Origin of the sequence: Rhizobium mesoamericanum STM3625, from assembly GCF_000312665.1 — a bacterium.
Lineage (GTDB): Bacteria > Pseudomonadota > Alphaproteobacteria > Rhizobiales > Rhizobiaceae > Rhizobium > Rhizobium mesoamericanum.
Genome location: NZ_HF536772.1, coordinates 2069420 through 2082725, shown reverse-complemented (window position 1 = coordinate 2082725; position 13306 = coordinate 2069420). Strand labels below are relative to the sequence as shown.

Here is a 13306-nt window from a genome sequence, read left to right as displayed (position 1 = left end):
GCTTCACGCTCCGAAAGCGAGGCCCCAGTCCGCCTCCGAATACCATTCCTTGCCGTGCCGCGCGGTCTTCCAGCGCAGGGCGCGGACCTGGTCCATACCCCCCTTGTAGAAGGCCGCTTCGAGCCGCCTGTAACTATCGAAACCACCCCTTACGGCCTCCGCCCAAACAAACGCGACGGCCCCAAGATATTCGGCAGCATAACCATGCTCCTCGCGGCGGAACAGGAAGAAGCCAGCGTATGAAGCAAGGCCGGTCGGCCCCGCGGCGTCGACATCAGGGACACCCAGCGGCAGAATCAGCCGACCGCCGACGCGCAACCGCTCCACCCAGGGTTCGGCCGGAAAATGAATGGCAAAATTCACATAGACGGCATCCGTCGGCTCACGCGGCCACTCGATCCCATTGCCATGGACGACATGAACGTTCGGATAGTCGCGGAGATTGTCTTCTGCGCGTCTCGCCAGTTCGCCGTCGAATTCGATGGCGGTGACATGACCTTCACTGCCAACGAGCAGGGAGATGATCGCCGTGTAGTAACCGCTGCCGGCGCCCACATGACAGACGGTGTCCCCCTGGCGGAGCGCCAACTTGTGGATGCCCCGGGCGTGGAGGCTTGGGCTACCGTTGTTGATATGCCGCTCATGCTGAAGCGCAAACAGGACGTCCTGATAGACGACGGAGGGGTCTCCCGAGGCATCGACATAACCGCCCCACCCGGCCATCCTCCATGGCGGCGGCCCCAGGAACCGCTCGCGCGGAACTGTTGCGAAGGCCCGCAGCAGCGCGTCGTCGCCTTGCACACCCTCCTTCGCTAGCACCCGGGAAGCAAATGCCCTGCGGCACTTCGCAAGAGCCTCTTCGTCCATGCTATTCACCGTCGCGATCACCCGGCATTCATTCACCGAAATGAATTGGCCTATTCACGTCCGTTACGTTAAGCGGATCCTTAACCAGACCAAATATGGAAACACTCGATGTCCTCCAATGCAAGCGCAAGCGCTCCGATCGTCAAGAACGAGGACAGTCCGCGTGGATTCGCCTTTGCGCTGACGGCCTATCTCCTTTGGGGTTTCTTGCCGATCTACATGAAGGCCGTCGCTCATATTTCGCCGGCCGAGGTCATCGCCCATCGCATTCTCTGGTCCCTGCCCCTGGCAGGGCTCGTGCTCATCGTTCTCGGCCGGACGCAGGATATCCGAACGGCGTTGCGTTCACCACGTATGATGGCCATGGCGGCGCTCACAGCCTCGCTGATCACAGTCAACTGGGGCACCTATGTTTGGGCGATCGGCACCGGTCATTCGCTCGACGCCGCGCTCGGCTATTTCATCAATCCGCTGTTCAGCATATTCCTTGGCGCCGTGGTACTGAAGGAGCGGCTACGGCCTGTTCAGATCGCAGCGATTGCGTTGGCCGGCCTAGCGGTCGTTGTATTGGCGCTTGATAGCGGCGGCGTTCCTTGGGTATCGCTCACTCTGACCATTTCCTGGGGTCTCTACGCGCTGTTTCGCAAGACGTTGCCGCTAGGTCCGAATCAGGGCTTCTTTCTCGAAGTGATGATCCTCAGCGTTCCGGCGTTTTTCTACATTCTCTATCTCGAGCTCGGCAGCGGACAAGGACATTTCTTTCGCACGGGACTGGGCGACACCGCACTGCTGCTCGGTTGCGGCGTCGTCACGGCCGTCCCCCTGATGATTTACGCCAACGGTGCCAAACTGTTGCGGTTGTCGACGATCGGGATCATGCAATACATCGCGCCGACGATGATTTTCCTGATTGCAATTTTCGTTTTCCGCGAGCCGCTCGGCACGGCACGCATGATCGCGTTCCCTCTGATCTGGGCAGGTCTGTTCCTCTACAGCTGGGCGATGCTCAAGGGGAGCCGGGAGCGCTAAGCCCGGCCTTGGCCCTAGCCTTGGCCCTGGCCTTACATCTTTGAGATGACGGCATCTTCACCGTCGCGGTCGATTGAAGCATTTTCGGCCGCCTGCGCCATAATGCCGGGGATGATTTCGGAAATGTCGTCGATGACGAGCGGCTGGACGCGATGGGCCGTGTGGACGAAGCCCTCGTCCGTCATGTGCCGCATGAGCTCCATCATCGGGTCCCAAAAACCGTTGACGTTGGCAAAGACCATCGGCTTTTCGTGACGGCCGAGCTGCGCCCAGGTCATAATCTCGACGATCTCCTCCAGCGTGCCGATGCCACCTGGCAGAGCCACGAATGCATCGGAGCGCTCGAACATCGCATGTTTGCGCGTATGCATGTCAGGCGTTACAATCAACTCGTTGAGCTGGCCGAGGGAATGGCGCGTAGCCTCCATGTCAATCAGGAACTCGGGGATGATGCCGGTTACCTGACCACCATTCGAAAGCACGCCGCTCGCCACAGCCCCCATGATGCCTTTGGTGCCTCCACCATAAATGAGGCGCAGGCCATATTCGGCGATTTCCTTCCCCAGCGCACGACCGGCCGCCATGTGGCGCGGATCGCTGCCCGGTCGGGAGCCGCAGTAAATGCAAATGGAGCGAATGGAATGAGATTGATCGGTCATAGGGGCAAACAACTATTCTATCTGCCTTCAGTCAAGAAAAATGACGGAAAACCTGCGTCCTGCATTTGCCTGGCTACTTTGACTGCTTGTGCAAAGCAGCGGGAATCGCTAGCAATTTTAGGAAGTCCGGCAGAATTGCCGCCTGGGGAGACGTGATGATGAGAAATCGTGCCGGCTTGCTGGCCCTTGCAGTGCTTGTAGTCGCAATTCTTTTGATGGTCTTTTTCGTCATGCCCCGCATCGGCGGAGACGCCGCCAAAGTTGGAGACGCAATAAACCAGGCCGGCTCCGAAGTGAAAAAGACGGTCGCCGAATCCGCGAAAACTTCACGCTCCTCAGCTCCCGACGATGCGGAAACAACTCAGAAAGTCGGCCGCCTCGCTTCAGAGGCAGGCCAAGCCATGTCGGAACTTAAGGCGCTCTTTGCAGACGGCAAGGCCCCCGATCAGGACGTTTCCGAAGCGGCCAAGTTGAAGGCGTCGACTTCGCTCCAGACACTCGCCGACTTTGCAATCCCGGACGGCACGAACCCAGTTACGGCGGCTGCCGCCACCAAGGTCAAGAATGGCGCAGCAACGGCACTGAGCATCATCAAGGCGCTGCCGGAAAACACTGCCGACGTGGCAGCCGCGATCGCAAAGGCTGAAGCAGCCCTGACCGGCTCCTCCTCGGAGCCGACGGCATCTGCCAATCAGCCATCGTCGGCGACTTCCCCAGCCGAAAACAAGCTTCCAACTTTCGACGTACTGCGGGTAGAGCCGGATGGCTCCACCGTCATCGCCGGTTCGGCTGAGCCGAACAGCAAGCTTGAAATCATTGACGGGGATAAGGTCGTGACTACGACCGACGTCGGCCCCACCGGTGATTTTGCCGCGGTGCTTGACAACCCGCTTACTGCCGGCGACCACCAGATCGTCCTGCGGGCCATAGGTAAGGATGGTGAAGCCTCGACATCGGAAGAAGTCGCGACCGTATCGGTTCCCAAGGATGGCAATACTGCCGACCTGCTGGCAATGGTGTCGAAGCCGGGCACTGCCAGCCGCGTCATCGTGGCGCCCAAGCCGGGAGCCCAGGTTGCTTCCGCCACGCCGTCCAATCAGTCTGCGGCCCAAGCCGAGCAAGCATCGAGTTCGATGGATGTGACTAGCGCGCCAGCAGCCGCCAGCCCCCCTGCCGCTGTCGACGTCATGGTCAGCGCCGTCGAGATCGAAGGTGACAAGATCTTTGTCGCGGGTACGGCCAAACCCTCGGCCAACGTCGTCGCCTATGCCGACGACAAGCTGATCGGCAAGGCGAAGGCCGGTCCCGACGGTCACTTTGTCGTCGATGGTGTTATGCCGCTCGCCGTCGGCGATCACAAGATTCGCGTCGACGTTCTCGACGACACCGGCAAGGTCGCCGTTCGCGCCTCTGTGAATTTCAACCGTCCGGAAGGAAATCAGGTGACGGTTGCCGCGCAAGGGACCAAGGCTATCGCCGGAAGCCCGGCAGCGATGGTGCCTCTGGATGAGGGCAGGCTTGGAAAACTGAAGAGTGATGCCGCCAAGGCCTTCTCTCTGCTCAGCGATCTCTTCGCCGACGGCAAGACACCCACCGCTGAACAGCTGGCAGCGGCCCGTTCCGCCAACGAATTCGCCCTGCGTGCCATCGTGGAATTCCGACCAGCGGCCGACGCCACCGCCGATTTCAAGCAGAAGACTTCCACAGCGGCACAGTCTGCTGCAGACGCCTTGAGGATACTGCAGGCATTGCCAAACGATACAAAATCCGTAGGCGCGGCCCTCGGCAAACTCGGCGCCGACATAGCCCAGTTGACCGAGCCTGCCCCAGCGCAGGCGCCGAATGCGCCTGCGACCAACGAAGTGGCGGGAAATCAAGACGGACCCACGACGATTGAGCAGGCACCGCTTGCTCCGAGCAGTGAGACGGTCATCATCCGCCGGGGCGATACCCTCTGGCAGATATCGCGGCGTGTTTACGGCGCAGGCGTTCGCTATACGACAATCTATGTCGCCAACGAGGACAAGATCATCAACCCGGACCGGATCCTGCCAGGACAGATCTTCGGCCTTCCAAAAGATGCTCTGCCGAACGCGGAAGAGCTTCACCGCAAGCGGCTTTCGGGTGAGCACCTCTAAGCGCTCATGGCCTAATCGAGCGGCTGGACGGACATCATGTCCGGCCGCTCTTTTCCTGCAGCGTCCATTTGTTGTATTGCTCCTGCCAACCCCTATATGGCGGTGACGACGATCACGTTCGGCAAGGCCGTTTCGGCATTTCCGCCGCTCCCGAATCTGTCGGCAACTCAGCGCCATGAGCGCCTTTCGGCGGGAGAATCGCATGGCAAACAACAAGACAGTCTCAGATTCCAACCTCCTGCGGACACTGTTCAATCTCTGGCCCTACATGTGGCCGGCCGGTCGAACGGATCTCAAGATGCGAGTGGTCTGGGCGTCAGTGTATCTGCTTGTCTCCAAGTTCGTGTTGCTGCTCGTCCCCTATTTTTTCAAGTGGTCCACCGACGCGCTGAACGGGAAGATGGACCTGGCTGGCAAAGTGCCGGAGCTGCTTACCGGTGCGATCGCCTTGGTAATCGCCTACAACCTGACCCGTCTCATCCAACTCGGCTTGAACCAGCTGCGCGACGCACTGTTTGCCAGCGTCGGCCAGCACGCAGTTCGGCAGCTGGCCTACAAGACCTTCGTGCATATGCACGAGCTATCTCTGCGTTTTCATCTCGAGAGAAAGACTGGAGGTCTATCCCGTATCATAGAGCGCGGTACCAAAGGCATCGAGACGATCGTGCGGTTTACGATCCTCAACTCGGTTCCGACGCTGATCGAGTTTCTTTTGACCGCGATCATCTTCTGGTGGGGCTACGGCTTTTCCTATCTTGCCGTGACCGCCATCACCGTCTGGGCCTATATCTGGTTCACGATCCGCGCCAGCGACTGGCGCATCGCCATCCGCCGCGCGATGAACGACAGCGATACCGACGCCAATACCAAGGCGATCGACTCGCTCCTCAACTTCGAAACGGTCAAATATTTCGGCAACGAAGAGATGGAGGCCCGGCGCTTCGACAGGTCTATGGAACGGTACGAGAAAGCGGCCACGGATGTCTGGACCTCGCTCGGCTGGCTCAATTTTGGCCAGGGTGTGATTTTCGGGCTGGGCACGACGGTGATGCTCATCCTGTCGGCGCTTGCGGTCCAACGCGGCGAGCAGACGGTCGGCGATTTCGTCTTTGTCAACGCTATGCTTCTGCAGCTTTCCGTCCCGTTAAACTTCATAGGCTTCGTCTACCGCGAAATCCGCCAGGGGCTGACGGATATCGAACAGATGTTCGATCTCCTCGAAGTCAAGGCGGAAGTGAGGGATGCCCCCGATGCAACGCCTCTCGATATCAAGCAAGGCGCCATTTCCTTCAAGGACGTGCATTTTTCCTATGATCCTGCCCGTCCGATTCTGAAGGGTATTTCCTTCGACGTGCCTGCCGGCAAGACCGTCGCAGTGGTCGGCCCGTCAGGCGCCGGTAAATCGACCTTGTCGCGCCTCCTCTACCGCTTCTACGACATTCAGAGCGGCTCGGTCTCGGTCGACGGCCAGGATATCCGGACGGTGACCCAGAAGACCTTGCGGGCGTCCATCGGCATGGTTCCGCAGGACACCGTCCTTTTCAACGATACGGTTTCCTACAACATCCGCTACGGGCGTCCATCGGCTAGCGATGCAGAGGTCAAAGCTGCGGCCGAGATCGCCCAGATCGCGCACTTCATCGATCTGCTACCCGAGGGCTTTGATACCAAGGTTGGCGAGCGTGGCCTGAAGCTCTCCGGCGGCGAGAAACAGCGCGTTGCAATCGCCCGGACGGTCCTGAAGGCGCCGCCGATTCTGATCCTCGACGAAGCAACCTCAGCCCTCGACACCACCACCGAGCGCGACATCCAGACCGCACTCGATGTCGTGTCCAAGAACCGGACGACGCTCGTTATTGCCCACCGGCTGTCCACTGTCATCGGCGCAGACGAGATCATCGTTCTGAAAAGCGGCGAGATCGCTGAACGCGGGACACATACCGCACTTCTTCAGAAGAATGGCTTATATGCCTCGATGTGGAACCGCCAGCGCGAAGCCACGCAGGCTGAGGAGCACCTGAAGCAGGTTCGCGAGAGCGACGACATGGGCGTCGTGAACAGGCTTGCGCCGGCGAGCTAATCTCGTGCAGGGCACTTCGCGGTGCTTTGCTGTTCAGAAGCCCGTCATAGATGTGAGGTCAGGGAGAGGCAGCATTGCCCCGGCGGCGGTTTCCCTGTAACCAGCGGTGAGAAAAGAACGCTAAAGCATGGCGCGATCTTCCAGATTCGCCTGTCGCGCTTTCGTTCTTTGTTTTCACGCATGTCTTTGTCCCGAGACCGGTTCCCGCTTTCGGCAGACATGCTTTAGGAGAGCGGTATAAATGAGCTTGTTCAATACGGTGCGCAACACGATCGTTCCGGTGCACAAGGAAGGTTATCCCTTCATCGCCGCCTTCTTCGTCGCATCACTGATCCTGGGCTGGATCTTCAAGCCGCTGTTCTGGATCGGACTGATCCTGACTCTGTGGTGCGCCTACTTCTTCCGTGATCCCGAGAGAATGACGCCTCAGGATGACGATCTCGTCATCTCACCCGCTGATGGCAAGGTGTCCTCCGTTCAGCTCGTGGTGCCACCTGCCGAACTGAACCTCGGCAGCGAGCCGATGCTACGCATCTCGGTGTTCATGAATGTCTTCAACTGCCACGTGAACCGATCGCCGGTGCGCGGGCGAATAGTCAGCGTCAACTACCGGTCGGGCAGCTTCGTGAACGCCGAACTCGACAAAGCAAGCGACGAGAACGAGCGCAACGGCCTCGTGATCGAGACGAAGCATGGCCAGATTGGCGTTGTTCAGATTGCCGGCCTGGTTGCACGGCGCATCCTTTGCTGGTCCAATACGGGCGAACCTCTGGACGCCGGCGAGCGCTTCGGCCTCATTCGCTTCGGGTCACGTCTTGACGTATTTCTCCCGGCAGGCGCAGCGCCACGCGTGACGCTCGGCCAGACCGCGATCGCCGGTGAAACCGTGTTGGCCGAGTTCGGCTCAGCCAAGGGCCCGGTCGTCAGCCGTCGAAGCTAATAGCACTGGAGAGCGACATGGAAACGCCCTTCCCGCCCTTCGAACCCAACGGCCCTCCTGATGATTCGGGGCGCGGACCGCGCCTTCGCGAGATACCGCTTCGCCTCATCATTCCTAATCTCATCACGGTTTTGGCAATCTGCGCCGGTCTCACCGGCATCCGCCTGGCTTTCGAGAACCGGTACGAACTTGCGGTTGGCATGGTCCTTCTCGCTGCATTCCTTGACGGGATAGACGGCCGCGTTGCGCGCCTTATGAAGGCCACCTCGAAGTTCGGCGCGCAAATGGATTCGCTGGCGGATATCGTGAACTTCGGCGTCGCGCCCGCACTGGTCGTCTACGTCTTCGCGCTCGATCAGGCCCGCTCGATCGGCTGGATCGCCGCCCTGATCTATTCCATTGCGGCAGGCCTTCGCCTGGCTCGCTTCAATGTCATGGCCGAGCGCGAGAACAAGGCAACGTGGCAGTCGGAATATTTCGTCGGCGTGCCTGCACCGGCCGGCGCGATGCTGGTGCTGCTGCCGGTCTATCTCGGCTTCCTCGGCCTGACGACGGATCGCACCTTCGCTTACTTTTCATCCGCTTATACGGTTCTGATCGCGTTCCTGCTTATCAGCCGTCTCCCCGTCTGGTCCGGCAAGTCCGAGGGCAGCAGGCTGCGGCGTGATCTGGTGCTGCCAGTCATGCTTGGGGTCGTTCTGTACGTGGCTCTCCTGTCGAGCTTTACATGGGAAGTCATGGTCCTAACCGCCGTTATCTACCTCCTGACGCTGCCATTCGGCGCCCGCAAGTGGAAGCGGAAATACGGCACGCTGACCATCGAGGAACCGGGCGTCGGCGAGGACGATATCGGCCGCCACATCTGACATTTTCAACTGTCTCTTGCCGAAGAATGCCTCACCCAAGCCTCGCGGATTATGCATCGGATACACAATTCCTGATAAGCGGCGCCTCGATTTTGTCGCTATTACACGCAAAAGAGCAATAAATATAAGAGTCTAGGGATAGCACACGTGAGGAGAGTATTGTGACCCCGAAGAAGACAAGCGTCGAACAGCCGGCAAAATCGGACCTCAGCGCCAATTATCGCCCGCTCGGCCTGAAGGCCGTTCTTGCAGCCGCCCTGATGCTCAAGAGCAAGCCTCCGCTCGTCAAGAAGATTGCATAGGGCGAGGCTGTTGCCCCGCTGAAACCGCAGCGAAGATCAGACCTTACCTTCCTGATTCATTGAAAATCCAACGCGCGTTTCTCGCAACGCGCGACATGGTTGAGCCGAACCGCCAAGACCAACGTCCATAAGCCTAGTTCGGAGCCTGGATGACCGAGGTCGGACAAATCGCAAGCTAAAGTGCGATCATTGTCGCTGATGTCCTTGGTTATTCGCGCATGATGACAAACGATAAGCAGACACGCTGGCGGCGCTGAAGCATCACCGGCAGGCTGTCTTCAATCCTGCGGTCCTAGGATCACAACGGCGTCATCAAACTGGGACTGGGGCAGCGCCGTTGATGCGGTCAATTTTGCGCTTTCTGTGCAACTGACGGCCGCCGCTGACAATAAGGCTTCCCACTCAAGAATCGAGTTGCCCATCGTGCCCACGTCCGCGCTGGCCAGGTCGCCAAGAACCCTGACCGGATCGAACCGATCCTCGAAGGGTTGGCGCTCGCCGGTATGCCGGACGACTATGCGGGATGGAAGAAGCGCATCAGCAGACTGATTGCCAATAGCCCCATGACAATGCCGATGATGACATCGAGAACCCGCCAGGCAGCGGGTTTTGCAAAGACTGGCTGCAAGAGGCGGGCGCCATAACCCAAACCGAAGAACCAGATGAACGAGGCGGCGGCAGCACCGACGCCGTATGCGATGCGGTCCGCACCGCTATAGGCAGCGGACAAACTGCCGAGCAAAAGGACCGTGTCCAGATAGACATGCGGGTTGAGAAAAGTGAAGGCCAGGCATGTCGCCACGGCTGCCTTCAGGCTCAGGGCCTCAGGCGCACCGGCCTTCATTGCACCTGGATGATAGGCGCGACGGAATGCAATCACCGCATAGCAACCAAGAAAGATAGCACCCACGAGCGTCACAACCGAAATGAGCATCGGTGACTGGCCAACGAGCGTTCCGAGACCAGCAACGCCTGCGGCAATTAGGACGGCATCCGATAACGCACAGATCAGGCACAGGATGAAAACGTGCGACCGCATTAAACCCTGACGTAGAATGAACGCGTTCTGTGCGCCGATTGCGATAATGAGCGAGGCGCCAAGAAAGAAGCCTGCAAGGGCGGCCGAGATTGAGATCATGGGATTTACCGGAGAACGATGCGGTGGGATTATCGAATTAGAAGAAACTCAGTTGGCCGTGGTCCGGTTTTATCTTAGGCGACGATGGCGGCTTCTCGACGGTCACCCTGTCGTGAAGATCGGCCGACATATTGGTGACTTTGTTGACCCTGTCAGAAATGGGGATCGCCTCGAAAAAATCCTCTTCGACCGACTTCATCAGGTCGGCAACGTCACGTGGCTCCTGTGTTTTGCAATCCAGCCAGCGCGAAAACTCCTCCGGCTTGATGACGACGGGCATGCGGTTATGGATCGGCGCGATGGCGGCGTTTGCCGCAGTCGTCAGAATCGCGCCGGTGTCGACTTCCGAACCATCGGCGGAGGACCACGTTTCCATCAGGCCCGCGAAGGCGACAACGCCGCCGCGTCGCGGCTTGATCCAATAGGCCTGGGGCTTTTCGCCGCTCCCCTTGCTCGGCCGATGCCATTCATAGAAGCCAGAGGCAGGTACAAGGACGCGCCGGTGACGCATCGCAGCGCGAAACGAAGCCTTGCCGATCGCTGTTTCGGCGCGAGCATTGATCAGCAGTGGAAACTGCTTCGGATCTTTCACCCAGCCCGGCGTAAAGCCCCAGCGCACAAGCACTGCGCGCCGCTCCGGAAGGTTGCTGCCCTTTTTTCGCGCTTCCTGCGAAACGACAACAAGAATAGGCTGGGTCGGGGCAATGTTGTAGCGCGCGGGAAAATCCTCGAGATCCATGATTCCGAGGATTTCATTGAGTTCCTCAGGGGATATCGTCAGAGCATAGCGTCCACACATGAAGGTTGTCTTTGCACTCCGACCGGCAGCGGTCAAGCCTCAGCCACGCGGCGCGAAGAGGATCATCGCCGTGCCAAAGAGGCAGACGATCGCACCGCCAATATCCCAGCGGTCGGGCACACGACTTTCCACAATCCACAGCCACATCAGGGAAGCCACAATATAGATACCGCCATAGGCCGCGAAAGTGCGACCTGCCGCCTCACTTGGTATCATGGTCAGGAGCCAAGCAAATAGCGCCAACGACGCCATCCCAGGTGCCAGCCACCATATGGGCTTTGCCCTTCTCAGCAAGGCCCAGAAGGCAAAGCATCCGGCAATCTCGAAAACAGCCGCAGCGGCATAGATGATATAAGTCACGAGAGCTCCTTCGAATCGCCGAGCATAATATCCTGCGGAACGATGGCGGCGCCAAGCACAACCAATAGAGATCAACGCGGCATCCATGAGTTCCATTCCGAAGGCGGCCTCCTCCGCCATCCTCCAGCGCGGCAACCGCTTCCTGCTCGTGCTCCGGCGCAATCCGCCGTCAGCCGATATGTATGCCTTTCCGGGAGGACGGGCCGAACCCGGCGAAACGCCCGAGGAAACCGCGCTGCGCGAATTAGAGGAGGAAACAGGCATAAGAGCGCGCAGCCCTCACCTCTTCGCGACGTATGACCTCAAGACACACGCCGCCGACGGCATGGTCGTTAGCCACTTCGTTCTTTCCGTTTTTCGCGTCGAGGCAGAAGACACGGCTGTCGCAGAAGCAGGCGACGATGCCGCGGGCCTCGGCTGGTTCACCATAGAAGAGATCCGCCGACTGCCGGTCCCTCAAAGTGTGCTGGAATGCGCCGAACGTTTGGCGGTCGGCAGCGAATAAGCAGGTGAAAACTCCTGAATGCGCCTTGTTCCCGTCACTGTCAGGGTATCAACTGCGGACATGATTCCCGTTCGCCGCGCGTTCCTGTCTCTCGCATTGTGCGCAAGCGTTGCCCTACCCGCCTCTACATTGGCACAGGGCCCAACGCCAACACGACCGCCAGAGGAGAATGCGCTCAAAACGGTCGCCGTGCCTTATGACGATAAGCTTTCGCGGCTTGCCGAAGTGTTGGGGTCGGTCCACTATCTGAGAACCCTATGCAAAGCGGAGGACAGCGGTGAGTGGCGAGTGCATATGCAGCAACTGCTTGATTCGGAGGCGAAAGACGAGCCGCAACGCAAGGAACAGCTGACCGCCGCCTTCAATCGCGGCTATCGTGCGTTTGCTTCGGTTTATACGGATTGCACGCAGGCAGCCATCGTGGCAGAAGAACGATACCGTGCCGAAGGTGCAACACTCGCCATAGAAATTACGTCACGGTTCGGAAATTAACGGTTAATTAACCTCTTTTCACTGGCGGCCGTGTCGTTTTGGGAAAAGGCTGATAAGGTTGTTAACCAGGTAGTAAGGCATGCAGTTTGAGGAAATGACAATGGAACCAAGCCTCAATGACATCGACGATATGATCGTTCATGAGAAGACTCAGGCGGCCTTGGAGTACCATAACGAAGCCTGGGCCGATGGCATGGCAGACGGAATCGAACCCGAGATCATCGCCGATACAGCAATCATTCACGCGCTCCGTGAGACCATTCGCCTCCATGGCGAAAATAGTGCCGAAGCGCTGCTGGATTCCCTGCGCGAGCGCATGCTTGCCGGCGAGTTTTCTCCGAACCGCACATTGCAATAACAATCACAGAGAGTTTCATGCATACCGCTAGGGACAATGCTTCGCGGCCCGCGATTGTGCCGCTTTTGCTTGCAATCGGCCTTAGCGCCAGCAGCCTTTTGACAGCGACCTCCGCACTGGCGCTGTCTGAGCTGCAGAAGACACCGGGCCAAGCCGCGCAAAGCGCCCCGGGCCCAAGCGGCGACAAGCCGGCACCCTCTCCTACCGCGCCCGGCGTTCCAATGCCCGACCCGTTGGTCAATTCACAGGCCGGTCAGGGCAACGACAAGACGCCCGGGGCCCAGGACAGTACAAAGCCCGTCGAGGTCATCTACGATATCAGCAAGGTCCCCGAGCCGGTTCGCAAGATGCGCGAACAGATCGTCGAAGCCGCTGCTTCAGGCGATCTCGAGCGGCTGCGGCCCCTGCTCGGCACGGGCGCCAACCAGACCCAGGTGACGGTCGGAGAGCCGACGGACGACCCGATCGGCGCACTCAAGGACCTTTCCGGCGATCCCGAGGGCGATGAGATCCTGGCGATCATGCTCGACGTCATTTCCACCGGCTTTGTCCACGTTGGCCAAGGCACGGCTGACGAGATGTATGTCTGGCCTTATTTCGCCGAGAAGGATCTGAAGGCACTAACACCTCCCGAACGGGTGGAATTGCTGCGCATCGTTACAGCGGGTGACCTCGCTGACATGCAGGAATTCGGTGGCTATAACTTCTACCGACTGGGCATCACCCCCGATGGCAAATGGAAGTACTTCACGGCCGGCGACTGAGGCTTGCGA

General features: G+C 59.2%; 15 protein-coding genes. 10 read left to right on the top strand and 5 right to left on the bottom strand.

The genetic code is table 11. The annotated features are described in order from the left end of the window. Positions 1-3 precede the first annotated feature (3 nt). Complete coding sequence (locus BN77_RS10105; protein ID WP_007531236.1) at positions 4-867, bottom strand: protein-L-isoaspartate O-methyltransferase family protein; 864 nt, start codon at positions 865-867, stop codon at positions 4-6. A 108-nt stretch (positions 868-975) separates the two neighbouring features. On the opposite strand from BN77_RS10105, the gene rarD reads away from it, so the two are divergent. Beyond that, positions 976-1896 (top strand): EamA family transporter RarD, encoded by a 921-nt coding sequence (gene rarD / locus BN77_RS10100; RefSeq protein ID WP_007531234.1) that lies wholly within the window; start codon positions 976-978, stop codon positions 1894-1896. Positions 1897-1928: 32 nt separating this feature from the next. On the opposite strand, the gene BN77_RS10095 is transcribed toward rarD, so the two are convergent. Continuing rightward, positions 1929-2555 (bottom strand): LOG family protein, encoded by a 627-nt coding sequence (locus BN77_RS10095; protein ID WP_028746087.1) that lies wholly within the window; start codon positions 2553-2555, stop codon positions 1929-1931. Positions 2556-2710: 155 nt separating this feature from the next. On the opposite strand from BN77_RS10095, the gene BN77_RS10090 reads away from it, so the two are divergent. The 5 genes from BN77_RS10090 (at position 2711) to BN77_RS34100 (ending at position 8881) form a co-directional block, all read left to right on the top strand. Beyond that, positions 2711-4693, top strand: a complete 1983-nt coding sequence (locus BN77_RS10090) for an Ig-like domain-containing protein (RefSeq protein ID WP_007531232.1) — start codon at positions 2711-2713, stop codon at positions 4691-4693. Between the two features lie 202 nt (positions 4694-4895). After that, the gene (locus tag BN77_RS10085; RefSeq protein ID WP_007531231.1) at positions 4896-6773 is read left to right on the top strand and encodes an ABCB family ABC transporter ATP-binding protein/permease; all 1878 of its coding nucleotides are present in this window, start codon (positions 4896-4898) and stop codon (positions 6771-6773) included. Positions 6774-7014: 241 nt separating this feature from the next. Beyond that, complete coding sequence (locus tag BN77_RS10080; RefSeq protein ID WP_007531230.1) at positions 7015-7713, top strand: phosphatidylserine decarboxylase; 699 nt, start codon at positions 7015-7017, stop codon at positions 7711-7713. Positions 7714-7730: 17 nt separating this feature from the next. Continuing rightward, positions 7731-8579, top strand: coding sequence for a CDP-diacylglycerol--serine O-phosphatidyltransferase (gene pssA, locus BN77_RS10075; protein WP_007531229.1), 849 nt, complete (start codon positions 7731-7733; stop codon positions 8577-8579). A 161-nt stretch (positions 8580-8740) separates the two neighbouring features. Next, positions 8741-8881: a hypothetical protein gene (locus tag BN77_RS34100; RefSeq protein ID WP_007531226.1), complete on the top strand. Its 141-nt coding sequence runs from the start codon at positions 8741-8743 to the stop codon at positions 8879-8881. Positions 8882-9395: 514 nt separating this feature from the next. Here the strand turns inward: BN77_RS34100 and BN77_RS10070 are convergent. From BN77_RS10070 to BN77_RS10060, 3 genes are read right to left on the bottom strand one after another with little or no spacing between them, the layout of a single operon-like run. Then, positions 9396-10019, bottom strand: coding sequence for a LysE/ArgO family amino acid transporter (locus tag BN77_RS10070; RefSeq protein WP_007531225.1), 624 nt, complete (start codon positions 10017-10019; stop codon positions 9396-9398). 37 nt (positions 10020-10056) lie between these two features. Continuing rightward, positions 10057-10818, bottom strand: coding sequence for an SOS response-associated peptidase (locus BN77_RS10065; RefSeq protein ID WP_007531221.1), 762 nt, complete (start codon positions 10816-10818; stop codon positions 10057-10059). Between the two features lie 39 nt (positions 10819-10857). Beyond that, on the bottom strand, positions 10858-11178 hold the full coding sequence (locus BN77_RS10060) for a YnfA family protein (protein WP_007531220.1): 321 nt from the start codon (positions 11176-11178) through the stop codon (positions 10858-10860). An 85-nt stretch (positions 11179-11263) separates the two neighbouring features. On the opposite strand from BN77_RS10060, the gene BN77_RS10055 reads away from it, so the two are divergent. The 4 genes from BN77_RS10055 to BN77_RS10040 all read left to right on the top strand — a co-directional run bounded on the left by BN77_RS10055 (position 11264) and on the right by BN77_RS10040 (position 13297). Continuing rightward, on the top strand, positions 11264-11683 hold the full coding sequence (locus BN77_RS10055) for an NUDIX hydrolase (protein ID WP_007531218.1): 420 nt from the start codon (positions 11264-11266) through the stop codon (positions 11681-11683). 18 nt (positions 11684-11701) lie between these two features. Further along, positions 11702-12175, top strand: coding sequence for a TIGR02301 family protein (locus tag BN77_RS10050; protein WP_007531216.1), 474 nt, complete (start codon positions 11702-11704; stop codon positions 12173-12175). A 100-nt stretch (positions 12176-12275) separates the two neighbouring features. Further along, a complete protein-coding gene (locus BN77_RS10045; protein ID WP_018857413.1) occupies positions 12276-12533 on the top strand; it encodes a hypothetical protein in 258 nt (85 codons plus the stop codon). A gap of 17 nt (positions 12534-12550) precedes the next feature. Next, entirely contained in the window at positions 12551-13297 is a 747-nt protein-coding gene (locus tag BN77_RS10040; RefSeq protein WP_007531214.1) for a hypothetical protein, read from the top strand. Positions 13298-13306: the final 9 nt, after the last annotated feature.